Origin of the sequence: Paenibacillus sp. FSL H3-0469 (genome assembly GCF_038051945.1) — a bacterium.
Classification (GTDB): Bacteria; Bacillota; Bacilli; order Paenibacillales; family Paenibacillaceae; genus Paenibacillus_AQ.
The window spans coordinates 791,589-817,684 of record NZ_CP150302.1 but is presented as its reverse complement, the minus strand read 5'-3'; the positions used below and the strand labels follow the sequence as shown (position 1 = coordinate 817,684).

Below are 26,096 nucleotides of genomic sequence, written 5' to 3'. Positions count from 1 at the left end.
GGTGATCACTCCCCCTTTAAGCCGCTGAGGGCAATGCTGCGAATGATGTATTTTTGTAAAAATAGAAACACCAGTACGATCGGCAGGATACTCATGGCTGCAGTAGCCATCGTAACGCCCACCAGCCTATTGCCATTTTCGGAAGAAAAGCTGGATAGAAACAAGGGTACGGTCTTCATGTCCTGATCGTTGATAACAACAAGCGGCCAAAGAAAGGAATTCCAGCTATCCTGGAAGGCCAAAATGGCTAATGTCGCTGTAATCGGTCCCGTAAGGGGAGCAAATATCCGCACAAAAATGGTGAATTCATTGGCTCCATCAATCTTTGCAGATTCGCGCAGCCCTTCAGGGAGACGGTCAAAATACTGCTTCACCAGCACGATGCCAAGCGCATTAATGATTGCCGGGAAGATCAGGGGGTATTTCGTATTGATCATTCCAAGATCATTGAACATCGTGAACATTGGAATCAGTCTGGCTTCAAATGGAATCATCATGGTAGCCAGTACTGCGAAGTATAGAAGCTTTTTCCCTCTGAATTCCCCTCTGGAAAAGGCGTAACCGGCCAGCAAGGCAGAAGACACGCTGAGGATGACGCTAAACAATGCAATATTTGCAGAGTTGGCATAGGTCTTGAACAGAACCCCATTCTCGAAAACCAGCTTATAGTTGAATAGGGAGAACTGCTCTGGAATTAACCGGGGAGGAAACGGGACGGCAATATTGCTGCTTCTTTCCAGGCTGACGCTTACCATCCATAGAAAGGGATACAACATCAACGCACCCAATCCAAGCAGGAGCAGGAACAGCAGTCCACTCAACAGTTTGTTTTTTCCTGTTGCGCTCAACATGTCACAGGTTTCCCTCCTATATTTTCATTTTCGTGACCTTGGTATTGATGTAAGTGAACACAAGAATAAAGAAAAACAAAATATAGGACGCAGCCGAGGCCAGGCCATATTCGTTACCGCCGAACCCCCGCTCGAAGATAAAACCGACTACAGTATGCAGCGACCGGGCCGGACTACCCTGCAGTCCGCCGAGCATATAAGCGTCAGAGAACCGCTGAAGGCCGCCGATCCAGCCAATAATGAACAGAACAGTCAGACTTCCAAGCATATTCGGCAGGGTGATATACTGCCATTGTCTGAATCGCGAAGCCCCGTCTATGGAGGCTGCTTCATAGTAATCGCTTGATATGGCCTGCAGATTAGCCAGATTAATGATGATAACAAAGCCTAACCAATGCCAGACTGAAAGGATGATCGCGCCCCACTTGGCAGAGAGAGGCTGTGACAGCCAGACTATCTTCTCGAATCCCAGCAATTGCAGCACATAGTTGAGCGGCCCATCCGGATGAAGAACGGCCAGAAAAACGGTGGCTGCTGCGACAATAGAAGTGACATTGGGCAGATAAAACAATACTTTAAAGAAGTTGGCGCCACGGCGTAAATTGTTGATCAGACAAGCAATGATGAAACCAACCGGTATGGCAATCAGAAGCTGGAAGACGGTAATGTAGAGCGTGTTATATACGGAATACCAAAAGGTGCCTGACTCTAGTACACTGGCGTAATTCTCAAGTCCAACGTAATGCTCGTCAGCCCCCTTGGTAAAACTAAGCCGTAGTGACTCTGCCAGCGGGTAGATCATAAACACCGCAATGCCAATCAAGGTGGGCAGGAGAAACAGGTACCAGGCCAGTGTAGGCTGCCTCCGGATTATTTTGTTGCGGTTACGCAGAAGTTTCCGGTCTAAGACTCCTAGTGTCGTAGCTTTTGTCATATGGTCGGACAAGGGTACTTATCCCTCCCTGCATGAACATACTTGGTGACCTCATAAACAGTAATGGCATCTACCCCCATATTCACATAGGTATAGAACAATTCCAGATCATAGGGTAAGGTATATATCCAAACCTGCAGCCCGTGAAGATGGGCCTGCTGCACCATATGAGGCCGGCAGCCTTCATATTGAACATTTATCCCCCCGAACTTCGCTTCAGCTGCCCGCCGGCACAGCTCTTCCGCTTGCTCCCGGTAGGTTGCTTCATCCAGCTCAGAGAGCTCATCAGGCAAATTCCAGATTACATGTCCCGGATAACCGAATTCTGCTATCAGTCTTGTAGCTCCGGTGAACCATACCTTACTCCAGGTAGAGGTGGCTGTTACTTCGGCTATGGCGGCTTGCGCCGCCTGTTCTGTTTTAAGATCCAGATTAAAAGCGGCAGGAAGCTGACTGAACCTTGTCAGTATCCGGTTCAGTGTCTCCGGCTCCTCGCCTGACCCTAATAGCTGCTCATAGTTCAAGCGGCTGACAGGGGGCTGATCATCATGCAGGAGAACAGCAACATGATCTTTGGTTACACGCACATCCACTTCTATAATCGATGCCCCCGCCTTTATCCCGGCTTCGCAGGAGGCAAGCGAATTGTAGCTTGTACTCTCGCAGCCTGTATGGGCAATCAGTTTCGGGTATTGCACAGCATTCCCTCCTTTTGTATTATTCTTCCTCCAGAAGTCCGTTTGAGAAATAAATCGGATTGGTGCAGGCTATTGTTGTCAGAACACCGTCGATGATGCCAAAAAGCCGTACCCGCAGCCACATTAACCCTTCTGTAGGCAGCATAATAGGCCGTCCGTTATGTTCAGAGGCTGGTAATCTGGCGAGTTCCCCCTGATTGGAATCTACGATGATCCAGTTCCCCTCCTCTGCTCCCCAAGGACGCTCCGGCTGGGTTGAACGTGTAATCTGTACAGTTAATCCGGCAATGGCAGAGGTATCAACGGTAGCGAGGGGAACTTGATCTCCAAGCCCGTATCGCTCATTTCCAAGAGAGAGGCTGACCTCCAGTAACGGACCCATGCTCAGACAGAGCTGCCCCTGCCTGATTGCCGCAATAATGTCAGCGATCGATCGTTGTATGGGTCTATCAGGAAGACCAATATACGTATATGCTGCCAGCTTGTCCGCAGGCTCAGATCTGTGCCAATCCCGGCCGGCAGTAGCGGATATCCTGTATCCTTCGTTTAACAAACCGGTCCATTGTTTAAATGCCGGTACATTATGATTTTTCATAGAAGGCATCATCTCATGCCATACCTCGATATAATCAATCTGATTCCAGTCACTTATTGTGTAATCCCAGTGGCAGCCTGTACAGATCGGACTGCCTAAGCTGTAGGGATGGGCAATGCCCACGATGCCTCCCTGCTCATGAACACGCGATATGCCCTTATGAATATCGTGCGGGCCGAGATCTCTCCATTCACAGTACGGAGCCCCAAGGGTCAGCATATGGCCGTAGAACGTCGTCCATTCCATGCCGGGAATGATCGTGATGCCTGTCTGCCTGCTAACGGCTTCGGCATCGGCCAGTCCCGATACAGTGTTATGATCTGTAAGCGCAATACCTGCAAGTCCCAGCTCTGAGGCTGTCCGGCACATCTCCAGCAGAGAATGTGTCCCGTCACTGTGCGGCGTGTGGGTGTGAAGCTCGAATGGAAGCCATTTCATCTGCCGGTCCCCCTCACGGTTAATTCATAGCTGCAATCCGGTGTAACCACGCAATGTACACTGACGGTTACCTTCCATACGCCAGCGGGAACATCTCCGGCGATGAAGCCGGGAGAAGTCTTGCTCCAATCCGGGCAGATGATATGCTTCTGCTCTGGAGCATGCCGGTGTGCAGAACCGCGGAAGCCCGAGGGGCTGTCCAGCGATAAGGTCAGCAGATTCTGCAGGGGGTAGTAATTCTCCCACTGTCTCTTATGCAGTTCGGCCGAAGCCGGTTCGGAGTATCTCTCAATCGCCTCTAATATCAACGGCTTCGATGCTTCCCGATCCAAGAATTGTTTGGGGGCATAACCGAAGTCAATCTCCAAGGAAGTCATAGAATGCTCCAAATGAAACTGGTATGCAATATGCGTTTTAGAGCTGCTCGGCGTGATTTTTCCCTGAACCCAAATGATATCTTTATGCATAGCCTGTACCTCTTTCCCCTTTAATCACCTATATGGTATCGATACCTGAAAATTAATCTTTCACTAGCATACTCACTGCTTGTTAATAGAAATCCTTCTTTCCAGCCTATTTATATTAAAAGTATGTTGGGGGCTTAATTGATAATTTACAAAAAAAATAACCCCACAAAGTGGGGCTTTAGCTTCGATGAGCTTATACATTGGTTTCAGATTATATTCTGCGGCAACTGGCCCGCTCCATGATCCGGTGCGGCAGGTATACTTCTTTACAGTCAGGTTCACTCCCGTTTTGAATTAAATTGTGCAGATATTCAAGTGAAGTTCTTCCGAGCTCCCGGACAGGCTGCTGCATTGAAGTAAGCATGGGCCTCACGGCTTCGGCGAAGAGACTGTCGTCAAATCCCATGACAGAGATATCTTCAGGAATGCGAAGCCCGTAATCAAGGATACAGTTCATCGCGCCTACTGCCATATCGTCACTGACGGCAAAAACAACAGTAGGCCGCTCTTGCTGCTCTAACAGCTCCTGCATCATTAATCGTCCGCTCTCCTGCTTATAGTTGCCGAACCTGATAAAATCGGGATTAAGCGGAATAGCGGATTTGCTCAGCGCATCCAAATATCCTTGATACCGGCTGTAGCCAGCCGTTATATCCTCCAGATCTCCGCCCAGGAAGGCAATCCGGCGATGGCCTAATCCGATGAGATATTCCGTGGCATCCAGCGCCGCCTGATAGTCATTAATTAGCACAGAGAACCTGCCCTGCAGCGGAGAGCGGACACAAGAAAATAAGATTGGCATAGCGGCGCATTCTATAAAAGACAGGATCCGTTCGTCAAACTTTTGGTGCATGATGATGATCCCGTCTACCCTCATCTCCTGCAGGGCGTGCAGATACTTCAATTCCTTATCCAGATTCTCGGCAATATTGCAGACGATCAGATTATAGCCATACTCACTGGCACTCTCTTCAATAATGCTTAATATTGTTGAGCAGAAATAATTTGTCAGATCGGGAACGATGACACCAATGGTATCCGTTTTCTGCTTTTTTAAACTGCGGGCAATCTGGCTTGGGGTGTAGTTCAATTCCTTGATCGCCTGATTCACCTTATCCAGAATCTTCTGGCTAATATATTTCTCACTATTCAGAACCCGGGACACACTAGTAACAGATACACCGGCCCGTTCAGCTACATCTTTAATTCTTGCGCTCATGCGATTTCACTCCTTAGCAAGGTCGGTACGGATGATTCATACAACTACCTAGAGATTTCATATCACCCATTATACAGACTGTTGCATTGCGAAGTGTAAGGCCTGTGTTAACGATTATTGTTGCTTGAACGCTGCTGCAGGTAACCATCCTTCAAGCATTGCTCCGCCTTCCGGATGATTGCTTGCGGCAAGTCCGCCTCCGTGCTGCCTGATAATCCTTTGTGAAATGGTTAAGCCTAATCCGCTGCCGCCGGTTGAACGGCTTCTGGATGCTTCCCCTCGGTATAGGGGTTCAAAAACACGCTCAAGTTCTTCCGCAGTGAAGCCCTGCCCGGTATCGCGTATCTTAAACATGACCCTATCCCCTGCTTGGTTACATTGGATCTCGATATCCCCGCCCGCCGCTGTGTGTCTTACGGCATTATCCAGAAGATTGTTCATGGCCCGCTCTAATAAATGTATATCTCCGCGGATGGTGCAGCCATCTGTTTCATGGAATGCGATGGATATTCCTCTCCGCCTGGCCTGAGGGCTCAGACTGTCTAACGAATTGCGGATTACCCGGTTCAAATGAACCGTTTCCGTGTTTAGCTCCGGCTCCATATACTCCATTTTGGTGAAGGTGAACAGATCCTCTACCAAACGGTCCAATTGAGCGGATTTATCCTTGCAAACCGCCACGTATTGTGCCATTTTCTCGGGAGTTTGTGCGATCCCCTGCTCCAGACCATCCAGGTAGCCGCGCAAAGCGAACAACGGGGTCCGTAAATCATGCGCAACAGCCGCGATGACGAACCGGCGCTCCTCTTCCAGTTCAGCCTGTATTCGGTAGGACTGCTCCATTCCCTTGACCATAGCCTCGAAGCCATCGCGGACTTCAGCGATTTCGGTGACTCTGGATATGGGTAACCGAACCTCCCAATCCCCTGTTGCCATTTGTCTTGCTGCATTGCCCAGCTTCTCTAGTGGTTTGAGCACGAATCGCCTCATTTCCATTCCGACAACAAAGAGCGCAAGCAGCAGTCCGGCAAAAGCCGCCATCACTTGAATTGGATTGGATTGAGGGTAGTACAGAATAACCCTTCCCAGCAATTGACCCTCCTCGATGACGGAGAAACGCTCGGTTGACCGCTTGGAGCCATGCCGCTCGGGATTGGAACGATAAATGTCCTGTCCTGCTGCAGATTGAATAAGCACATCCATGTTTGCTTCATCCAGCGCGGGATACAATTGGTTTTGCCAATCCCGATCCGTCCATTGGTCTGTGCCCTGTTCAATTCGTTGCGTTATTTCAGATATATTGCGCTGCAGGGACTCGCTCGGCAGCCGGCCTTGCTCGAAGCTGAGTGTCTTAGTTTCCATAAAGTGGGCAATCACATAGAAGATCCACGGCAACATGAGGATAAAACAGAAGCACAGCATAGTAAACGTCCGAATGCGGATTGACCTCATATTACCCTCCCTCAAATCGATAACCTACGCCCCATACGTTGACCAGGAATAGAGGCTGGTTCGGATCTGCTTCGATTTTCTCACGCAGCCGGCTAAGATGGACCCGAATGGTATGCCGGTCGCCGACCCCGTTCCAGAAATTCGCCAGTAATTGTTCATAGGAAAATACATGTCTCGGGTGTTCGGCAAAAAAACGCAGCAATTCATATTCCTTGGGTGTGAGCGCGACAATATTTCCATCCACTTCTACTTCTCTTGTGGACAGGTTTAACCGGATGCGTCCGTAATCCAGGACTCTGTCGTCCAATGGCTGCGGGGAAGCGGAACGCCGTAATACGGCTTTCACTCTGGCTACGATCTCTCCCGGCGAAGCCGTTTTGACGATGTAATCATCGCCTCCGAGCGTCAGACCACGAATCTTATCCACATCATCGCTGCGGGCACTCAGGAACAGGATCGGAACCTGGCTCTCCCCACGAATCCGGCGGCAAAACTCAAATCCATTTTGTCCCGGCATCATAATGTCAAGAACGATACCATGCACCGGGTTTTCCTTAAAAATGTCCCACGCCTGATCGGTTCCGCAAGCGGTTATCACTTGAAAGTTGTCATTCTCCAGAAAGTCTCTTAATAATTCAACAATATCCGGGTCATCGTCTACCACCAGAATCGTCTTTGATCCGCTCACGTTTATCCCACCTTTGCTTTCATAGTTTATCATTTTTTCGGCTGGAACTAACGTGTGCTTATGGATTGTGATGATTTGTTTATACTTTTGTGACCTTTCTGCAGCTTTGTTTGAGATATTCGTTTGGTATGCTTTGCTATGGCCAATAGTGAAATTATAGTCAAGGAGGATTTATAGATGCTCAATGTTCAAATTGTGCTGTTTGACGGCTTCGACCTTCTGGATGCGATAGCCCCTTACGAGGTCTTCTGTGCTGCCGCTATGTATGCTGAGAATTCGTTACATGTAGAATTGGTCACCGCCGAGCGACCGAGATCTGTGCCTAGCGGCATTAACGGGTTGAGGATTGAAGCCAGCAGCAGACTGGACCCGGAACGGGCGGGCATCATTCTCGTACCTGGCGCGTCCGGGGATACCGAGGGGGATGGGCCCGATTCGGTTCCGGTTCTTCTGCGCCGGGCCATGGAGACCGAATTGACCGGCATGATCGGGCAGGCTCTCCAGCACGACGACAGGATAATCGCTACCGTCTGCGGCGGTTCACTGGTGCTTGCCATGGGCGGCCTTCTGGAAGGCAGACCGGCGGTAACGAATCATCTGGGCATGGACTTACTTGGTGCAACGGGTGCAGTTCCCGTCCCGGCTCGCGTTGTGGACGACGGCAATCTGGTGACCGGCGGCGGCGTAACTTCAGGACTGGATGTAGCGCTATATCTGGTGGAACGGGAGCTTGGGCCCCGTATCGCGCACGCGGTTGAACAATTATTCGAGTATGAACGTAGAGGCACAGTTTGGAAGGATACCGGCATAAATCCAAGCGTAAATAACTCACCGGCAAGCGATGAACTAAGCACCACGGTGAACAAAACAGCGATGAACCCCGCGTCCGGCACGCTACATAGCAATAACACGCGGCCATCGCTTTTTGATGGAAATTGGGATACTACGCTCGCTACGCCCATCGGGAAGCTGGGGGTCAAGCTCTCCATCTCCACAAGAAACAATAAGATCTACGGCACGGCGACGCAAGGAGATGAGACCAGCGAGTTTATGAACCCGGTGCTCCAAGATAACAAGCTGAGCTGGTCACTGCGAATTACCAAACCGATGCGCTTGAATCTCAAATTTGAAGTTGGTGTCAATGGAGATCAAATCCTTGGTATTGCAAAAGCGGGTCTTCTGCCTGCATCCAAATTAACAGGAAATCGAATTTCCTAGCTTAGGGAGTTGCGAACGGATGAAGAAAAGCAAATCGTTATATCTATTGCTGGCTTGTGTCAGCATTCTATTTATACTACACACCTTGGTGAAAAACTATTGGATCGATCCAGGGGCTTCGGGATTTTTAAGCCATAAGACCGGGCTGAAGCGCGAACTCAATCTCCCGGTTTGGCTGAATGTCATGTATGTTCATGTTGCATTCGCTTGTGTGGCTATGGCATCGGGGTTGATTAACTTTTCGAATCGGATATTAAAAAAAAGCCGCAGGCTGCATCGCATCAACGGCTATGTATACATCATCTCCGTTCTGCTGGTCGTGCTAACTTCCGGATATATGGCCCCTTACGCAACAGGCGGCAGAATAAGCAGTATAGGATTCAATTTGCTGAATCTGCTCTGGCTGGTGATCACCATTACGGCGCTCGTTCAAATTAAGAGGAAAAGAATCAGCCAACACCGCCACTGGATGATTCGCAGTTACGCTTTTTGCTTCACGAACATGTTGATCCATCTCATTACCTCCCTGTTTCATCAGGGAATCGGGTACGGTTACCCTATTAGCTACACCATCGGTGTGTATGGCTCAATAGCGCTGCTGCTAGTTATTCCTGAGATCATTATCAGAATAAATCAGAATGGAAAGCCTTCCGCAGATACGTTCCCGTTATAGAATGTTCAGCAGCGGCAAGCTGGGCAGGTGTGCCCTCGAATACGATGTGCCCACCCCGGTGTCCGCCCTCGGGACCCATGTCAATAATCCAGTCTGCACTCTTGATTACATCCAGATTATGTTCGATGACCACCACGGAGTTGCCCCCGTCGACCAGGCGATTCATGATGTCCATCAGACCAGAGATATCGGACATATGCAGTCCGGTTGTCGGCTCGTCCATAACATAGAGGCTGCCTTCCTTGTGAAGCTCCTCAGCCAGCTTGATACGTTGGCATTCACCGCCCGACAAGGTGCTCAAGGGCTGGCCTAACGTTACGTATCCAAGCCCTACATCCTCCAGCGTCTGCAGCTTGCGGAGCAGCTCCTTCTTGCTGAAGAACTCCGAAGCTTCCCGTACCGTCATTGCAAGGACGTCGCTGATAGATTGTCCATTCAGCTTGTATGCCAATACTTCATCACTGAACCGTCTGCCCGCACACACTTCACAAGTCGTCCGTATGGGCTCAAGAAACGCTAGATCTGTGTAGATCATGCCTAGACCCTGACAGTTGGCACAGGCTCCCTTGGAATTGAAGCTGAACAGGGAAGCGCTTACCTTGTTGGCGGTCGCGAACAGCCGGCGGATATCGTCCATTATTCCCGTGTAGGTAGCCGGATTAGAGCGGATGGATGTGCCCGCAGCCGACTGATCAATGACGATGGCTTCCGGATGTGAGGGCAGGAAGGCTCCGTTTATCAGCGTACTTTTGCCTGAGCCGGCAACTCCCGTTACCACAGTCAGTACTCCAACAGGGATATCAACGCTTATCTCATTCAGATTGTGCAGGCTGGTGCAGGCTATGCTCATTTGTCCCTTTGGCACTCTGACAGATGTCTTTAAGGGCAGACTTTGCTTCAAGTACCGTCCTGTTAACGTATCCGCACGGAGTAAGCCTGCAAAGTCACCATCATAGACGATTGTACCCCCACGGGCACCTGCATGAGGTCCTACATCAATAATATAATCGGCGATTTCCATCACCTCGCGGTCATGTTCAACAACAAGTACCGTATTCCCTTTGTCCCGGAGCTGGCGCAGCATGCCGTTCAGACGATGAACATCCCGCGGATGCAGCCCGACGCTTGGCTCGTCAAAAATATAGATCATGTCGGTAAGACTGCTGCTTAGATGGCGTACCATCTTAATACGTTGCGACTCCCCGCCCGACAACGTTGAGGTCTGCCGGTCCAGACTGAGATACTCCAGCCCGATCGAGACCAGATGATTCAACCGGGTCAGGATTCCCTCCTTCATGGGCCCGGCAACGGGGTCCTGAACGGCTTCGACTATACGAATAAGCCCGCCAATCTCCATTTCCGCACACTCTGCGATGTTGTATCCGTTAATCCGGCAGCCTAAGGCTTCCTGATTAAGCCGGCTGCCCTTACACAGGCTGCATTCACTGTAGGACAAGAACCGGTCAATGGATTCACGTTTGGCTTCGGACAGCTCGCTGCTGTCCCGCTTCAGATACAGGCGTGTGAGCTTGGACAGCAGGCCTTCGTAATCCGATTCGATGGCTCCGCCTTTGGTGTTGTAGACGATCTTGCTCTCTCTGCCATGCAGGAGGATATCCATTTCTTCCTGTGTGTAGTCAGCGAGCTGCTTATCGTTGTCGAACAGTCCGGATTGGGCATAGGTATTCCACAACCAGCCCCCCACTTTGAAAGCGGGGAACAGGATCGCGCCATCATTCAGCGACTTGGACCTGTCAAGCAGGTTCTCTACATCGAACTGCACCACTTGTCCCACTCCGGAGCACTCCAAGCACATACCGGCCGGGTCGTTAAAGGAGAATACATGCGAATTGCCGATCTGCGGTTTGCCGATTCTGGAGAACAGCAGCCGGAGCATCGCATAGATATCCGTGATCGTGCCAACCGTTGAACGGGAGTTGCCACCGAGTCTTTTCTGATCGATGACAACGGCTGTAGACAAGTTCTCAATGAGATCGGCGTCTGGCTGACTATACCTGGGCATCCGGTTGCGGATGTATGCGGAGAACGTCTCATTAAGCTGCCGCTGAGCTTCGACACTGATGGTGTCGAAGACCAGCGAAGATTTGCCTGAACCTGAGACGCCAGTGAAGATCGTGATTTTTCGTTTCGGGATACGGACATTCACGTTTTTCAGATTATTCTCTCTCGCGCCTTTAATGACAATATCATTAGCGTGCACCAAGCTCACCATCCCAATGGTATATAAGCTGATCAAGTCCGGAGGAGAAATCATTCAAGGTTACTGCCAAGTCTAATATGATTCTTCTGCTCATGATTTATTGCTCCTCTCTCTAATCTAATATCATTATAAAACTTAATCATGACATCTAATGACATATTTTAATGTGCCTGTTCTTCTTCTTTTAGATGAACTTTGATGTGGTATAATCATGAGAAATATTTGAAAATATTTGACAAAGAGGTGTTTTGCTAATGGCATTAACGTCCGCATTCACGAGCCTCAACCTGCCTGTAAAAAACGTAGCACAATCGAAAGCGTTCTTCACCGGACTTGGATTTGAGCTCAATCCGCAATATCCAGATAATGAGACTTCGGTAGCCCTCTTGATCGGCGACAACCTGCAGGTCATGCTGATCGATCAAGCCTTCTTTCATACTCTCACGGAGAAGGAAGCTGTTGATACGAGTAAGTATGCGCAGATGACAATTGCTTTGGAATTCGAGAGCCGGGGCAAGGTCGATGAAATCGTGAACACCGCACTCTCCTTAGGCGGGAAGTTGCACGCTGAACCTGAAGATCATGGGTTCATGTATCATTGGGGCTTTGTGGATTTGGACGGCCATCTGTGGGCGGTTAACTATATGAACATGGATGCGGCACAGGGTTGAGGGTAACAAAGAGTATACTCGTACTCGGATTTCAAAAGAAAGACGCCGGGCATCTTCCCCGGCGTCTTCTTTGGTAGTTAGTTGTGCTCTGTATAGGCTTTGAAATTGTCCATGATCGCTTGCCAGCCTGCTTGCTGGAGCTCAACGGGATTGGCGTTTTCCGCATCGAACGTTTCAATGACCTTTGTCTCATTTCCTTGATCGACGAACGTAATCTCCACTCTTCTTCCGTCTTCTATGGTATAGCTGATCACCTCATGCTGATTCACGACATCGTATACGCCGCCAAAATCAAAGCCCATGCTGCCATCCTTCGCTTCCATCCGTGTCAGAAAGGTACCGCCAGGCCGCAGATTGTTCTCGGCTCTTGGCGCATGCCAGTCCTCGGACGCCTGATTCCACTTCGTGATGTGCTCCGGCTCGGTCCAGTACCGCCATACCTTCTCGATAGGGGCTTGTACCACGGTTTGTACGGTTACTTTCGTCGGTTGGTTCTCTTCCATTTCAATAGACACCTCTCTCATGATCTTCGTCGCTCGGTTACTTACCATTGTCTCCCAACTGCTTATGCAATATCCCCTGGAGTATCACCTCAATGGCCCAGAAGAACCTCTCCTTGGAGGCGGTATCCCCCGAGAATAAATCGGTCTTCAGACTATTCATCAACGGAAAACGAACCGGATCTGCTTCATTATAGTAACTTTGGGCGGTTTCCATCAACTCACTTGCTCTCTTCGCCTTCTCCAACGCAATAGAAGACACATACAGGAGCAACAGGTCCGTTCCCCAGGCAGCGGCCGTAGAGGTGATTCCGCCCTTCTGCAGGACGGTAAGTAAATACTCATTCAGACGAAAAGCATTATTCCCAATAGGAATCGTCTGTAGTGACAGCTCAGCTAATCCGGGCTGCCCGATAAGCAGCTCTGCATAAGCATGGAGTGCTTGAAATAACTGCTCCTTCCAGTTATCGTCCGTAAGCTCCGGCAGGTTCAACTCACCGAGACCCAGGTCAAGCACATAAGAACTCAATTCCTGCAGATTTTTAACATACACATACAGGGAGGAAGGTCCGGTGTCCAGTTGCTTCGCAACCTTCCTCATACTCATGCCGGAGGTCCCTTCCTGCTTCAGCAGCTGATACGCGGTCTTGATAATAATTTCATGACTGAGGGGTTCTTTGGCTGGCCGGTTGCGGCGGCTCACAATTTCACGTTTAGGTTTCATCATACTTTTCTTATAACATGCCGGAAGCCAATAGTAAATACACCCGCGGAAGATAACATCAGCCTTGCTGCTCGTACAGGTCTTGATAAGATTGCATGAGAGCTGCAAACTTGGGAGCCGCATTCTCTGAGAAGCTGAGGATGAGATTTTCGTTAGACACATCTGCTTTCTCTGAGGCATACTGGAACATTTTCTCCTCATATTCTTCAATCGCCACAGATATTTCCTTGTTCCTTACTATGGCCAGAGCCAGCTCCAGCGCATCCAGCATGGCAAGATTCACCCCTTCTCCGGCAAAAGGAGACATTACATGCGCTGCATCTCCAATCAACGTGACACCAGCGCTGCGTTCCCAGCGAAATCCGACTGGCAGCATGTAGATCCGTCTGGGCACAACCGCATCTTCTGCATACCGGATATAATTCTTGAGCGGTTCACTCCAATCGTGAAACAGCTCAAGCAGCTTTGCCTTTATCTCCTGTGGCTTATCATTTCGAATTTCGTCTAACCAGTCCCGCTCTACCTTGAAGCTCGCATATACTTTGATCCGTCCGTTGCCGTTCAACTGGCCCAGAATCCCTTTATGATCGTCCAGTGCGAACATTTTGCCGCGTGCATTGAAGGCGGCCAGATCCGGGTGATCGGCGGCAATAACGTTAAGCTCCAGCATAGTCAGACCTGAATATTCCACATCTGTATCCGTAAGCAGAGGACGAACGCGGGAAAAGGCACCGTCTGCACCAATGACAAGATCAGCCACAGCGGTATGTCCATTCTCAAAATGAAGCTCCGTTTTACCCTCCCCAAGGGATACAGCCTTCTCCAGTTTATAACCATACTGTATGGTAGACGGATCTAATTTGTTTAACAGCAAGTCACAAAGCACACCGCGGTCAATCTCCGGGCGTCTCTGCCCTTCCGCGCTCTCATCGTCGGCCACTTCATCCAGGTATATGTTCCCCATCTTATCCATGAGCCGGAAGTCTTCGCCCTCAAACCGTGCTGCCTGCAGAAAAGCTTCATATAATCCGGCTTCCTTCAACGCTAGCTGCCCGGATTCTTCATGGATATCTAACGAGCCTCCGCGTTCATGGCTCAGGTCCTCGTGCTCACGTTCGTAAATCGTCGAGGAAATACCATGCTGCTGCAGAATCAGGGCAAGCGTTAGCCCCCCTGGTCCACCTCCAATAATTGCGATCTGGCGTTGTTCTGTAGAATTATTTGTTGTCATGTACAAACATCTCCTTTTGGTTGAAAATTATTTTCTCAGGAATCGTGCTTCTTGCTTGCAAAAAACAAAGATAAAACCAATGCACTAACTGCAAAACCTAAAGTAATCCAGAATGTTGAGCCGAAGGCATGACCTAATTGATCGGGTGAATGCTGTGCGGGAAGTCCCCTGATTTGTTTGGCCAGAAAAGCCATCGTGATGGTAACGCCGAAGGAGGACATAATCTGCTGGGCTGAAGTGGTTATGGGTGTAACACGGCTGATTAATTCCTTGGGAGCTGATCTGAGGACATGTGTATTGATCTGCATCATCGTTAATCCTTGCCCAAGCCCGGCAAAAGCAAAGCTGCAAATGATGTATAACGTACTGGTATGGGCATCAATCTGCGTCAGAGCAAGTAAGGACCCGCAAAGTGACAGAATACCCATGATGGCTACCGGGCGAACACCGAAACGGTCAAACAACCGGCCGCCAGCATTAATGCCGACCGTAGATAACAGGGCTTGCGGGATCACATATAACCCAGCCTCAAGAGGGGTTAGCCCCCTTACTTGCTGTAAATACAGCGGGAATAACAGAATACTTCCGAATAAAGCGATTTGATTCAGCCAGGCGACAGAAATGCCATGCACAAAAGTGCGCGAACGAAATACTCGCAGCTCCAATAGCGGATGCTTGTGCCGCAGCTCATTCCAGATAAAGATGGCCAGTGTAACCAGGCCCCAAGCCAGAGGAGCCAACGTCCATAGATTGGACCACCCCTTCTCTCCTGCCTGATGTACGGCAAATACAATTGAAGTAAAGGCAACCGGAGCCAAAAGCGCGCCTGTCACATCCAGCTTGTTGTTAGCTTTTGCACCCGATGCAGGCAAGTATCTCCAGGCCATGAATAAAGCCAAGATGCCAACCGGTACATTGATGAAAAAGATCCAGTGCCAATTGATGTACTCGATCAGCCAGCCCGATAATAAGGGACCAAGAATGGGAGCAAGCAGCATCGGGATACCGAGGATGCCCATGACAGATCCTCTTTTGTCAGGTGGAGCGACCATGAATACCGTGGCGATTCCGATCGGAGCCACCATGCCTCCGCCCAAACCTTGAATGATGCGGAAAACGATAAGCTGACCAGGAGTGGTTGCTATTGCACACAGTACAGAAGCGAGAACAAATAACACAATGCTAATCATAAACATCCGTTTGGGTGAGAACCGGTCAGAGAACCAGCCGGCTAACGGAATGACTGCCGATAAAGATAAGGTATACGCCGTAATGACCCACTGAATCGTACTGAGATTGGTATCGAAGGCATTCACTAATTTCGGTACGGCCACATTCATGATGGTGCTGTCTAAGATCACCAGGAACATTCCTGAAGCAACAGCTAGAAGTATGGGCAAAATCTGCTTTAAGGAAAAGGCTGCTTGCACACTTTGGCTGCTATTTGTATCTGACATACACGCTCTCCTCCTTTCCTTACATAAGCGTATGAATTAGTTAAGCTGATACATTTATAACATAACGAACAGTGTTCGTCAAGAATGATGTTCGTTATTGGCTGTGCGGTTTTCTTAGAATAAAAGGGGTGTCTTATAAGCCATTTCATGGCTTATAAGACACCCCTTGTTTTTGAGTTAGAGATACGTTAGCTCGTAGTCTCTTCCAATGCCCTATTTTAATCTAAGTAAGCTTGGCTCCTTATGACATTTTTTTTGTTTTCCCCTCTTCAATCAGTTATTATTGTATCAAAATCGTATAATCCATGAATGAGGTGTAGCGATGGAAAAATTCGCTCTCGAGGTATTCTCTGATTTATCTGAAAGACTGAATTATAATCTGCCGGGTTTCCCGCTGTATGCTAAAAAAGGAGCCCTGCATCAATTCGACCGCTTCGCGGCCGCTTATCATTGGCACCCGGATCTGGAGTTTATTTTGGTGCTGGACGGGACAATGGATTACTATGTGAACGGACAAACAGTCCAGCTCGGTAAAGGGAATGGAATTTTTGTTAACAGTAAACGCCTCCACTATGGCTTCTCTGCTAGGGAGAGCGATTGTACTTTTCTGGTCATCGTCATTCATCCTGCACTTCTAGGCGAAAATACGCTTGCGGGAAAAGCATATCTTGAAGATAAATTCGGTTCCGGAACCGATGATTTTTTACTGTTATCTTCTCAAACGTCTTGGCAGCATGAGATACTGCTCGCACTAACTGAGTTGTATAATGAAGTGCACAGCCATGAAGGGAACCTGCTCCGGTTAGTATCCCAGGCTGTGTCCATATGTGCGGGTATAGCTGATCATATACAGCAAGCACCGGGCAATCCGAATGATGAACAGGTATGGATGACGATCCGTAAAATGACCGGGTATATTCATCAGCATTATGACGCTAAACTAACCATTGATGAGATTGCCGCTGCCGGTTCAGTATGCAGAAGCAGATGTTGTGAGCTATTCAAAAAGCATGTTGGCTGGACACCTAATAATTATTTAACCCGCTATCGTCTTCAAAAAAGCTGTGAGATGCTGAAAGAGACAACGATGCCTGTGGGAGAGATCGCCATGGCCTGCGGATTTCAAACGGCAAGTTATTTTTCGTATGTCTTCGGTAAACAATTAGGACAAATTCCGCAAGACTTCCGCAAGCAATCTGCTGCTGCGGGCAACGGTACTTAACGGCCGCACTCCTTGCCGTCAACGTATTCTTGACTGATATAATGAGTGAACCGTTCATCCTGCTGACTGGCTAGTTTGTCACACCATTTAGAATGCACTATAGCCCGTATACCGAAAAACAGAAATGGAAGCAACAGAATTCCTATCGCAACCTGAAGTATCATAAGCAGCCCCCCCCTTCTTATTTCTATTCTCAGAATAGTATAAAGAAGGGGAGGCTGCTCCCGAAATCGTTTGTAATTATGTCAAAATCGTATATGATTTCATCTTAAAGCTCTTCCGGCTTTATAAATTTCACCTCTGGATAACTGTCGTTTGGACCCTTAAGCAGTTGTCCCCCTTCTCCTTTCAATTCCTTATTAAAGAAATCGAGGACATATTGATTTACGAGGTCTGATCCTCTTTTACCCTTTATATCTCCTGTGATTCCAGTCAGTTTAATCAGCTCAGAATAGAACTGAAGGTCTGTGAAATTGAAGTGTTGGGTACCCTCTATATAAATCGCAGGCCCTCCCTGATTGATCACATTTTTAATAATGTGCAGCTCTTCTTCAAGTTGTTTAGTGACTTCGTTATCCGGATGGGTATCCTTCTTGAAATCGGTTAACCAGCCTTTGAACGCCCCCGATCTTATGAACATAAACGGCTTGTTTAGATCCTCTCTATTGTCCACTTCAATCAGTGACCCGTCCATATTGACTCCGGCCTTGATTCTAGGATCTAAATAAGTTGTATTAAACGCTGTGGCCCCCCCGAAGGAATGCCCCATTACGCCTAGATGATTTAGATCGATTTTCCCTTTAAATTGGCTTTCGATTGCACCTGAATTTAGCCTTTCAATTTCGTTAATTACAAACTCCACATCTTTCGTCCATATAGTACCGATTCTTCTGCGATCTTCTACGGTAGTCATCTTGGTGGTATAGTCCGTTACCCGGCCATCCGGAAAAATAGTAGCAAAGGTGCTATACGTATGATCGATGGTGACCACGATAAACCCATGGCTAGCCAGATTCTCGGCCTGTGAGGCGTGTAGAACTCTGCTGGTTCCCATACCATGCGATAGCAGTACCACCGGATAAGGGCTTGTAGAAGGCAATAGTTCTACATTGTCATAAGAGTTGGTTTTACTATATTTCCAGTAATCGAAGACAAAGTCTGGAAGGTTTAATGAATTAGAGTAGGTCTGGATATACTTTTTGAACATTGCTTTATCTTTTGGAAAAAGAGCTTCACTCTTCTTGTTGCTGCTATTTGCTGTAGGGTACCATACTTGAACCATTAGTTCCCGCTTATCGCTTGGATCTTCAGTCAAGACTTCATCTCTGTTCTGATCCGTAAAATGAAAGGTTTGAGTCCCCACCTTCTCCGGACCTTCAAGCTTCGGCAAATGAAAGACTGGCAAGTATACAGACAGGGCGGTAGATATTATAAGCAGAATGACGATTATGGAAGATGAACTGTATTTCAACAGCTTCCCTGCTTTTATATTCTGTATATTCCTCATCTTACCTAAATGCCTGAGGATAACGATGAGTATGAGCAGCGCCGTCATGATATATACTACAAGCAATTGCCATCTGTATCCCTCTACCCATAATTGAACTGCCAATATAACGCTGCTTCCTATCCCCAAAACCAGTCCTGTTGTCTTTGCACTTCTTCTGATAAACAATAGATCTGCGAGCAGCGCGAAACAGAATAGAACTAAAAGTACCTCAAATAATCTCATCTTACTCCCTCTCTTTCTACTACTACTTCTTCTGGTAAAATGTAAGCTTAACCAATGAAGGTGTACTCCCCGTGACGTCAATATGAACTGAATATGAACGGACAAAAGAAATGCATCCAAAGCTAAAAACCCTCAGCACGCTAGGGTCGCGTTCCTGAGGGTTCATCCATTGTCCAATGTCTAATCATCCATTATAATGGCGGCTGCACCAGTAACAGCTTCCCAAGCCGGATCACCATTTGATCATACCAATCTGGATGCTGCCGGATATGCTCCATACTTCGTTCATTGCCAGCTGCCTCGAACACGGCTGCTTTATCTGTCTTCTCATGATCGATTTCAAAGCGAACCGTATGTTTCCCGTTCGGGAGCTCCGGCAGGAATACATACTGATTACGATTATGATCGTTGTATAGGGTGAACCGGTCAATCATAAAGGGTTCCCCGCCATCCACCGACACCTTCAATCTGCCGGAATCAGGCCCCCCGATATCGAATAACCCGATACGGGTTCCTTCGAACTGAACCGTGATCGCCTCTCCAGGATCGGCTGCCTGCCATAGGCCCGGGAACAGCCAATTGTACTCACGCGCTACAGCAGATTCCTCGGGCGTTACGTAAGACCAGCCTGCGGTGATAATAGTATCAGGAAGGCTATCCAGTGACAGCATGGTCGCATACTCCCAAGGATTAGCCGGAATCAACGGATTTCGGGGCAAGTGATGTACCAGCCTTCCCGGATGACTTCTGAGTTCGCGCATGGTCTCAATTGACCGGGTGATCGTATCCGTGTATATCTGGTGTCCTTCGGGAATGGTCGGATGGATTGAATCATGCGTAAAAATAACAGCTCCGGGAATGGATAGCTCTTCCCTTGAGGTGAACACGAGTTTCCCCTCAGTAACCAGGCGGCAGACCTCTACGCCCAGGTGAATGGAAGGAATACCATAATAGTCAGCCACTTCCTCTTGCAGGATAGCCCCTTTCTGGTATTCTCCGAACTGAAATCCGGCCACATCCCGCTCCTTCACCGTATACACAAACAGGATATCGGTAAACCGGCTCCGCTTGCGGATCTGGCGGACAATTCCTTCGATCCGCGCCTTGGATTCGGGATCTCCGCCATCGTTACCGACAAATTCAACGAATACCAGATCGGGATGATGACGCAGTACATCGGTCTCCAGACGGGCACAGCCCAGATCCGAGCCGGTCCCGTTAATGCCTGCATTCACCGTACGGATATCCGCCTGGGGGTATTGCTCACGAAGCCAATCCGCCGTCATGACTCTGTAGCCTTCCGAACGGGTATTGCTGCCGCCGAAATAAACGAGGGTTACGGTATCGCCATTTTCCAGTTTCTGAATGATATTGGGGAGCCCTCTACGAGGGTATAGTTCCTTCATCGTGACATCACCTTGCCTCATTTATCGATTTTCGGAGCAAACCATTTTACTGCAAACACTTCAAAATAAGGCGAACCATACGTTCTGCTGAAATTCATCCGAACGCGGGTTACACGTTCCGCGTCCACCTGATGTTTATTCAATGTGAGATAATTCCCGCGTGTTAGGATGGTCCTCTCGGCTCCATCTTCTAGAGTCAGGATCAACTCATAATCTTGCACAAGGGACTCGATCGGGTCGTTGAAATGCTCTAAATCGAGCTGTGAATTGAACACAAGATGGATTTCCTCTATATTTTTGGGTCCTGCAAAACAGAATTCCAGCCATTCCTGTCCTTCCGTACGCTCCGAAATCCAGCCATTCGGCAGGCCATAAGGTCTGGAGAAGCCGTTGACAACATTCTCGGGAGCATACATACTCTGAGCCGGGAGCAGGTCCTTGAAGCAAATGCTCTTATTGATTTTTTTCAGCCTGGACGGCTCTTCCGGCCGATAATGGAAGCTGACCGCTCCGGTCAGTTTCTCTTCATTGCCGTATACGGCAAGACTAGCCGAGCCCTCTAAGACAATGTAGATTTTGTCGTCAGCCGATTTCTTGCAGTCCAGGCCCAGTGTAATCCAGTCGTCATGACCGGCTGCAATCTCCAAGCGGTAATCGTTCAACCCGCTGGCGGGAATGTAGTTTTCCTTGCGTTCTCCGCCAAACAGCTTCACATGCAAGGTTTCCGGATGCCCGGACCTGTTTTTAATTTTGACCCGTACACTTTCCGCAACGGATGTCTGAATCGGCAAGACCAAACATAATCCGTTCTCCAGGGAGAGCTCTTCGGTTGGCTGAGGATTGTCATAACTGCGCTGAGACGAGGCACGAATTGTTAATCCGTCAGCGAAGTAGGGACTCAACTCCTCTTGAAGCCCTACAATCGTTTGGCCGTCCCGAAGCAGCAGCGCCTGCAGCTCCTCCATATGAGCTTCGGCGATGACCGCAGGGTCTGCCTCATATTTCACGCATAACGAAGCAGCCGTTCCAACTGCCTGCCCCATACAACCGCAGGTGGCCATGACCCTTGTAGATCCGAAAGCCACATGGGTAGCGCTTATATTGCGGCCGGCAAACATGAGATTAGGAATATTGCTTGAATATAAACTGCGGAAAGGGATATTGTATAAGCCAGGCACGAAATTCCATGCTGTAGCCGGCCCCTCATCGTAGACTCCCTTATTTGCATGTAAATCCATATACCATCCACCGACGGAGACAGCATCTTCGAAATGCGGCTTGGCTGTAAGATCGTTCTGGGACAACATGTGGTCCCCTATGAACCGCCTAGACTCCCGCTTTCCCGGAATCGGGCATACATAATCCAAGATGAGATTGTCTACATCGTCGAATTCGCCGCTGTTTTTGATATAATCCCAAATCCCATACACCAATTTCCGCAGTTCCAATGCGATGTCCTCATTATTCTTGACCGTATCCAGTTGTCCGCCGTATTCCAGCCACCACAATCCGCCAAGTCCATTGATTTTTCTGGGTACTGCCCGGTGGTTTAAACCTTGTCTGATACTGTCGAAAAAGGCCAGCTTCGTAATGTCATAGGCAAAGTCAGGCCTTGTGTATGGAACGTAATATTCTACATCACGGGCTTGAAAGAGGATCGTATCGCCCATGGTGTAATGATCCGCCGCTTCAGGAGCCAATTCTTCCTTGTATTCATGCTTCGCTTCTCTCCCCCGGCGGAAATCCGCACCTGCCTGATATCCGACCACTCCATCACCGGAGCAATCGATGAAGGTTCGGCTTGCGAACCGGAATTTTCTCTCGGAAGCCAATTGCAGGCCCTCCACCCATTTAATTCTGCCGTTCTCCATGCCCGTATCATGCACGCATGTATTTAGAAATAGAGAAAGGTTAGGCTCCGCATAAACCATGTCGAGCAAGACCATGTCTGAAAGCGAAAGCATCAGCTTCTTGTTGTATAACGGATTGTAGTGAAAAATCTTCAGCTTGAGCTCTTCCACTAATCCGCCCTCGCGTGCATAATAGGATGGACTGTTTCCGAGATATGCCGACCCGTTGATATGAACCCTGACCTCGCTGCTAGCATTTCCTCCAAGCACCGGCCGGTCATTAATAAGTGAGACCTGCAGCCCTTGGCGTGCGGCAGCAATGGCCGCGCATACCCCGGCAATACCTCCGCCTACGACGGTTACATCTGCATTAATTAGCTCCATTTTGATAACCTCCATGATTAGATCCTGCTATCATGGTAAGCCATTAGCTGCCCTTTTTTTTATAGGATTTCGCGAGAAATTTACAGGTTTATTTGGATTCATACCGTGTCATTTTGATCCGGTATTGCTTAGGGGTAACGCCCGTGTAATCTTTGAATAATTTACAAAAATAGCCTTCGTTCACGATTCCTACTTCCTCACACAATTCCAATAAAGAATAATCCTGAATATTTAACAGCTCTAGAGCTAATTGGATTTTTTTACGGTTGATGTAGCTGATCACGCCCTCATTCATTGTTTTTTTGAACAAGCTGCTGAAATACGATGGGGCTAAATTCACTTCCTCGGCAATGGCCTCCAGCGTTATTCTCTGTTTCAGGTTTTGCTCTATATACCGCAAAGCACTCATAATTTCTATACGGTGTAAAAGTTGGCCAGCATGCACATATTCGAAGGTGAAGTCGCCAATATAGGCAAGCTGCTCCTGAAAGGTCATGAATTTTATCGGAAGCTCTGATACATCCGTAGTCACCGCATTCCGGGATTTGAATTTCGCTGTAATATCTCTGTACAAGCTTTGGAGCATAGGCGCCATGATGGACTTATGAAGTTTATAGTTCGTCACCCATTGGTTCAGATCAGAGAGTTCTTTCTCCAGCTCTTCCTTGGATACTTTTCGTTGCACCCATTGGAGGAAACCATCCAGTTTCTGCTGAAAATCCTCTTGTTTGTCATTATGATAATGTAAGCGATGCATGGGTGTTGTGACGGTCTTCTCTTCATGATAATAGAAATCCTCACTCACGCTATTAGCTTCCATGTAAGCTTGTTTGATGGATTCCCAGCCCCGGTGAGGGCCTCCAAAAGCGACAGATACCCTTTGATTCATATATTGCTGTAAATGGGAGATGATTTGACTTCCCAATGCATGGCAAGCATATTCTGTGTCCATCTCGCTGCGATGATTCTCCCAGGACAGAAAGCCGATAAAACGATTATCGGATAGATCCGCAGCTACGCCTCGGCCCCCACTCACCACCGTTTCTTCGATGATATTCGTAATTGCATATTTCAAGATGTTCTGATCTGAAGCTGAATAATCGTTCCGGAAGCTCTCATACCGGTTCATTTCCACAATGAAGCAGCAATAGCTTGCTTGAAAGAAATGGAATTGCATACGATTGGCAAAATCCGATGCCCGGTGAGTAGGAATTTCCCCGCGGATCAGCTCATTAAAAAACTGCTTGCGGACTCTATATTTATTTTCCAGCACGGATATGTGTAACGATTGAAATTCCGCTTCTTTGGTCTTCACCTCATTTAGAATCCCGGCTGCCTTAGCTAAAGCGCGATCCAAATCCGCTTCCCTTAGCGGAACCTTAACAATGTACTCCAATACGTTGGCTTGAATGGCCCGCTGCGCGTATTCAAAGGATGAATAGGCAGTCAAAAGAATGTACTGGGTATGGGAAAGCTTTGGCTTTAGCTGCTCAATCATAGAAATTCCATCCATTCGCGGCATAACGATATCAGAGATCACGATATCCGGCTTAAGCTTTACGATCTCCTCTAACCCCTCCACCCCATTATTCGCTTTTCCTACTAACCGGAATCGTCTATCCCTATGAGAGAGCTCCTCAAAAAACAATTCCAATCTCTGAATGATTAAATCCTCATCGTCAACAATGAAGCAGGTGTAGTCTCTCACCATCATGCATCTCCTTTACACAAGCCTGCCGGGAATACGGCGCGAACACGGGTGATTTGCTTCGGTATGCTTATGATTTGGAGCCCGAACTGTTCTCCGTAGTGAAGCCGTATCCGGTCATGAATATTGTTTAATCCGATTCTTTTCCTTCTTACTTCCACATCACCCGGTTCTGAAACCAGAATATGCTCCAGGATACCGGTTGAAATTCCCTCGCCTTGATCAATGACTTCTATGATGACGGTGCTGCCCTCCCTGAAGGCATGAATAGTAATAGGGCCTTCGATCCCCCCTCCGTTATAACCATGGAAGATACTATTCTCCACAAGGGGCTGCAGCAACATCCGGAAAACAGGGAAACCCATTAATCCTGCTTCGATATCTTCAATCAAGTGAAAGCTTCGGTTATAGCGGATGTTCTGGATCGCGATATAGTCCGCTACATTCTGCAATTCCTGACGCAGGGAGACCTTCTCCGCAGCATCGGCGATCCCATATTCCAATATTGAAATGAGCGACTCGATGACCACATCTACTTTCTCTATTCGTCCGAGCCGGATGACATTGCTGATCGAACCCAGTGTGTTATACAGAAAATGAGGGTTTATTTGCGACTGAAGCACTTGAATTTCCAGCTTCCGCTCCAGTTCATGATGAAGCTCTGCTCCCCGGATCAGCTCTACAATCTGCTGCAGCATACGATCGAATGCCCGGGAGAGATCTCCAAACTCATCGTTCCGGTTAATTGGGATTGGAGTTGTAAGGATACCTTGCTCCACCCGCTTCATTTTTGTTTTGAGCGCATGGAGAGGGGTTCTTATATACTTGGCTATCAACAAAGAGATGAACAGACTTAACACAAAGCCTGCAGCCAGAAGCCCGATATAATAGGTCTCCAATCGGGACAACGCAGCTTTCAAGCGGGATTCATCGTTGATCGAGATCAGTGTCCAGTTGAATTTCTCCGTCGGTTTTTTCAGCAGAGAGACGGGCAGGCCCTCCTTGGTATGCAGTTGAAGGCTGGTTTCTGCAGTATCCAGAATTTGCTCCGCTGATGTATCACCGATTGAAAAAGTATGATCTTGAATATTTACGGGTCCTTTATTTTCTGAAAATCCGGCAATGATTTTTCCCGATGCGGTGAGCAGAGCCAGATTCATTTGTTCTTGAGTATTAATCTTGAACAAGGTTTCTTCAATGGCATTGAGATCCAGATCTACCGCAATGGCCATAGGAAACGGAGCGTTGTTCAGATAACGGACCATCGTAACGGTCCAGCCGGAATATTTAGATTTGTAAGGATCACTGACAAAGGTAATCCTTCTATTCTTGTCAGCCGCGTCAAACAATGGCTCTCTTTCCGCTAAAGATTCATCGAATATCCGGGTAGGCGCACTTCCGCCTAGAATGGATAAATCGCTTTTGATCAGATAAATATTACTGACGTAATTACTGTTGAGTTCATACAGCTCTCTTAATTGCTTTTTGATCACATCCAGATTGCCAATATTGGCTTTCACCGATGACTCGACTGAGAACAGTATGGTCTGGAAGGAGGAAAAATTAACGGTGAAATACTGATCTACCTTGTCAAGTATTTGGTTGGTGTAATACAGGTCAGAGGTTCTTATTTCCTTTTGGACATAGCGGTAAGACAATTGGCTGATCAGGATAATGCAGCTTAATACAAAAGCAAACACGAGTAAAAATAATTTTAAGGGCAAGCTGATTCTTCTTCGCATCGGTCCTCTTCCTTT

22 protein-coding genes are annotated in these 26,096 nt (G+C 48.2%); 4 read left to right on the top strand and 18 right to left on the bottom strand.

Features of this window, described 5'->3' with window-relative positions:
* Positions 1–5: 5 nt before the first annotated feature.
* The 8 genes from NSS83_RS03395 to NSS83_RS03360 form a co-directional block, all read right to left on the bottom strand.
* Entirely contained in the window at positions 6–851 is an 846-nt protein-coding gene (locus tag NSS83_RS03395) for a carbohydrate ABC transporter permease (protein WP_341347669.1), read from the bottom strand.
* A gap of 16 nt (positions 852–867) precedes the next feature.
* Complete coding sequence (locus NSS83_RS03390; RefSeq protein ID WP_341347668.1) at positions 868–1,797, bottom strand: sugar ABC transporter permease; 930 nt, start codon at positions 1,795–1,797, stop codon at positions 868–870.
* The gene (locus tag NSS83_RS03385) at positions 1,782–2,483 is read right to left on the bottom strand and encodes a glycerophosphodiester phosphodiesterase (RefSeq protein WP_341347667.1); all 702 of its coding nucleotides are present in this window, start codon (positions 2,481–2,483) and stop codon (positions 1,782–1,784) included. The genes NSS83_RS03390 and NSS83_RS03385 overlap by 16 nt, the downstream gene beginning before the upstream one ends.
* Positions 2,484–2,502: 19 nt before the next feature.
* On the bottom strand, positions 2,503–3,516 hold the full coding sequence (locus NSS83_RS03380; protein WP_341347666.1) for a CehA/McbA family metallohydrolase: 1,014 nt from the start codon (positions 3,514–3,516) through the stop codon (positions 2,503–2,505).
* Complete coding sequence (locus NSS83_RS03375; protein ID WP_341347665.1) at positions 3,513–3,893, bottom strand: hypothetical protein; 381 nt, start codon at positions 3,891–3,893, stop codon at positions 3,513–3,515. Before NSS83_RS03375 ends, NSS83_RS03380 begins: the two co-directional genes overlap by 4 nt.
* Before the next feature lie 301 nt (positions 3,894–4,194).
* On the bottom strand, positions 4,195–5,202 hold the full coding sequence (locus NSS83_RS03370; RefSeq protein ID WP_341347664.1) for a LacI family DNA-binding transcriptional regulator: 1,008 nt from the start codon (positions 5,200–5,202) through the stop codon (positions 4,195–4,197).
* 114 nt (positions 5,203–5,316) lie between these two features.
* On the bottom strand, positions 5,317–6,654 hold the full coding sequence (locus tag NSS83_RS03365; protein WP_341347663.1) for a HAMP domain-containing sensor histidine kinase: 1,338 nt from the start codon (positions 6,652–6,654) through the stop codon (positions 5,317–5,319).
* 1 nt (position 6,655) lies between these two features.
* Entirely contained in the window at positions 6,656–7,342 is a 687-nt protein-coding gene (locus tag NSS83_RS03360) for a response regulator transcription factor (RefSeq protein ID WP_341347662.1), read from the bottom strand.
* A 177-nt stretch (positions 7,343–7,519) separates the two neighbouring features.
* Between NSS83_RS03360 and NSS83_RS03355 the strand changes: the two genes are divergently transcribed.
* On the top strand, positions 7,520–8,560 hold the full coding sequence (locus tag NSS83_RS03355; RefSeq protein ID WP_341347661.1) for a DJ-1/PfpI family protein: 1,041 nt from the start codon (positions 7,520–7,522) through the stop codon (positions 8,558–8,560).
* Between the two features lie 19 nt (positions 8,561–8,579).
* Positions 8,580–9,233: a DUF2306 domain-containing protein gene (locus NSS83_RS03350; RefSeq protein ID WP_341347660.1), complete on the top strand. Its 654-nt coding sequence runs from the start codon at positions 8,580–8,582 to the stop codon at positions 9,231–9,233.
* Here the strand turns inward: NSS83_RS03350 and NSS83_RS03345 are convergent.
* Positions 9,184–11,466, bottom strand: coding sequence for an excinuclease ABC subunit UvrA (locus NSS83_RS03345; RefSeq protein ID WP_341186802.1), 2,283 nt, complete (start codon positions 11,464–11,466; stop codon positions 9,184–9,186). The genes NSS83_RS03350 and NSS83_RS03345 overlap by 50 nt on opposite strands.
* A gap of 242 nt (positions 11,467–11,708) precedes the next feature.
* Between NSS83_RS03345 and NSS83_RS03340 the strand changes: the two genes are divergently transcribed.
* Positions 11,709–12,125: a VOC family protein gene (locus tag NSS83_RS03340; RefSeq protein WP_341347659.1), complete on the top strand. Its 417-nt coding sequence runs from the start codon at positions 11,709–11,711 to the stop codon at positions 12,123–12,125.
* Positions 12,126–12,202: 77 nt separating this feature from the next.
* On the opposite strand, the gene NSS83_RS03335 is transcribed toward NSS83_RS03340, so the two are convergent.
* From NSS83_RS03335 to NSS83_RS03320, 4 genes are read right to left on the bottom strand one after another with little or no spacing between them, the layout of a single operon-like run.
* A complete protein-coding gene (locus NSS83_RS03335; protein WP_341186803.1) occupies positions 12,203–12,628 on the bottom strand; it encodes an SRPBCC family protein in 426 nt (141 codons plus the stop codon).
* A 37-nt stretch (positions 12,629–12,665) separates the two neighbouring features.
* The gene (locus NSS83_RS03330) at positions 12,666–13,352 is read right to left on the bottom strand and encodes a helix-turn-helix domain-containing protein (protein ID WP_341185752.1); all 687 of its coding nucleotides are present in this window, start codon (positions 13,350–13,352) and stop codon (positions 12,666–12,668) included.
* A 55-nt stretch (positions 13,353–13,407) separates the two neighbouring features.
* Complete coding sequence (locus NSS83_RS03325; RefSeq protein ID WP_341185753.1) at positions 13,408–14,580, bottom strand: NAD(P)/FAD-dependent oxidoreductase; 1,173 nt, start codon at positions 14,578–14,580, stop codon at positions 13,408–13,410.
* A gap of 35 nt (positions 14,581–14,615) precedes the next feature.
* Positions 14,616–16,037, bottom strand: coding sequence for an MDR family MFS transporter (locus tag NSS83_RS03320; RefSeq protein WP_341185754.1), 1,422 nt, complete (start codon positions 16,035–16,037; stop codon positions 14,616–14,618).
* Between the two features lie 322 nt (positions 16,038–16,359).
* Between NSS83_RS03320 and NSS83_RS03315 the strand changes: the two genes are divergently transcribed.
* Positions 16,360–17,259 (top strand): AraC family transcriptional regulator, encoded by a 900-nt coding sequence (locus NSS83_RS03315; RefSeq protein ID WP_341347658.1) that lies wholly within the window; start codon positions 16,360–16,362, stop codon positions 17,257–17,259.
* A 268-nt stretch (positions 17,260–17,527) separates the two neighbouring features.
* On the opposite strand, the gene NSS83_RS03310 is transcribed toward NSS83_RS03315, so the two are convergent.
* From NSS83_RS03310 to NSS83_RS03290, 5 genes are all read right to left on the bottom strand, one after another.
* On the bottom strand, positions 17,528–18,991 hold the full coding sequence (locus NSS83_RS03310) for an alpha/beta fold hydrolase (RefSeq protein ID WP_341347657.1): 1,464 nt from the start codon (positions 18,989–18,991) through the stop codon (positions 17,528–17,530).
* A gap of 191 nt (positions 18,992–19,182) precedes the next feature.
* Positions 19,183–20,397: a GDSL-type esterase/lipase family protein gene (locus NSS83_RS03305; protein WP_341347656.1), complete on the bottom strand. Its 1,215-nt coding sequence runs from the start codon at positions 20,395–20,397 to the stop codon at positions 19,183–19,185.
* Positions 20,398–20,414: 17 nt separating this feature from the next.
* Positions 20,415–22,646, bottom strand: a complete 2,232-nt coding sequence (locus tag NSS83_RS03300) for an FAD-dependent oxidoreductase (RefSeq protein ID WP_341185758.1) — start codon at positions 22,644–22,646, stop codon at positions 20,415–20,417.
* A 73-nt stretch (positions 22,647–22,719) separates the two neighbouring features.
* On the bottom strand, positions 22,720–24,345 hold the full coding sequence (locus NSS83_RS03295) for a response regulator (RefSeq protein ID WP_341347655.1): 1,626 nt from the start codon (positions 24,343–24,345) through the stop codon (positions 22,720–22,722).
* Entirely contained in the window at positions 24,342–26,081 is a 1,740-nt protein-coding gene (locus NSS83_RS03290; RefSeq protein WP_341347654.1) for a histidine kinase, read from the bottom strand. The genes NSS83_RS03295 and NSS83_RS03290 overlap by 4 nt, the downstream gene beginning before the upstream one ends.
* Positions 26,082–26,096: the final 15 nt, after the last annotated feature.

Excerpts from the sequence above, each read along its gene's own strand:
- NSS83_RS03395 (WP_341347669.1), bottom strand. The coding sequence starts at position 851 with ATGTTGAGCGCAACAGGAAAAAACAAACTGTTGAGTGGACTGCTGTTC.
- NSS83_RS03380 (WP_341347666.1), bottom strand. The coding sequence starts at position 3,516 with ATGAAATGGCTTCCATTCGAGCTTCACACCCACACGCCGCACAGTGAC.
- NSS83_RS03375 (WP_341347665.1), bottom strand. The coding sequence starts at position 3,893 with ATGACTTCCTTGGAGATTGACTTCGGTTATGCCCCCAAACAATTCTTG.
- NSS83_RS03370 (WP_341347664.1), bottom strand. The coding sequence starts at position 5,202 with ATGAGCGCAAGAATTAAAGATGTAGCTGAACGGGCCGGTGTATCTGTT.
- NSS83_RS03365 (WP_341347663.1), bottom strand. The coding sequence starts at position 6,654 with ATGAGGTCAATCCGCATTCGGACGTTTACTATGCTGTGCTTCTGTTTT.
- NSS83_RS03355 (WP_341347661.1), top strand. The coding sequence starts at position 7,520 with ATGCTCAATGTTCAAATTGTGCTGTTTGACGGCTTCGACCTTCTGGAT.
- NSS83_RS03350 (WP_341347660.1), top strand. The coding sequence starts at position 8,580 with ATGAAGAAAAGCAAATCGTTATATCTATTGCTGGCTTGTGTCAGCATT.
- NSS83_RS03345 (WP_341186802.1), bottom strand. The coding sequence starts at position 11,466 with ATGGTGAGCTTGGTGCACGCTAATGATATTGTCATTAAAGGCGCGAGA.
- NSS83_RS03340 (WP_341347659.1), top strand. The coding sequence starts at position 11,709 with ATGGCATTAACGTCCGCATTCACGAGCCTCAACCTGCCTGTAAAAAAC.
- NSS83_RS03335 (WP_341186803.1), bottom strand. The coding sequence starts at position 12,628 with ATGGAAGAGAACCAACCGACGAAAGTAACCGTACAAACCGTGGTACAA.
- NSS83_RS03330 (WP_341185752.1), bottom strand. The coding sequence starts at position 13,352 with ATGATGAAACCTAAACGTGAAATTGTGAGCCGCCGCAACCGGCCAGCC.
- NSS83_RS03325 (WP_341185753.1), bottom strand. The coding sequence starts at position 14,580 with ATGACAACAAATAATTCTACAGAACAACGCCAGATCGCAATTATTGGA.
- NSS83_RS03320 (WP_341185754.1), bottom strand. The coding sequence starts at position 16,037 with ATGTCAGATACAAATAGCAGCCAAAGTGTGCAAGCAGCCTTTTCCTTA.
- NSS83_RS03315 (WP_341347658.1), top strand. The coding sequence starts at position 16,360 with ATGGAAAAATTCGCTCTCGAGGTATTCTCTGATTTATCTGAAAGACTG.
- NSS83_RS03310 (WP_341347657.1), bottom strand. The coding sequence starts at position 18,991 with ATGAGATTATTTGAGGTACTTTTAGTTCTATTCTGTTTCGCGCTGCTC.
- NSS83_RS03305 (WP_341347656.1), bottom strand. The coding sequence starts at position 20,397 with ATGAAGGAACTATACCCTCGTAGAGGGCTCCCCAATATCATTCAGAAA.
- NSS83_RS03300 (WP_341185758.1), bottom strand. The coding sequence starts at position 22,646 with ATGGAGGTTATCAAAATGGAGCTAATTAATGCAGATGTAACCGTCGTA.
- NSS83_RS03295 (WP_341347655.1), bottom strand. The coding sequence starts at position 24,345 with ATGATGGTGAGAGACTACACCTGCTTCATTGTTGACGATGAGGATTTA.
- NSS83_RS03290 (WP_341347654.1), bottom strand. The coding sequence starts at position 26,081 with ATGCGAAGAAGAATCAGCTTGCCCTTAAAATTATTTTTACTCGTGTTT.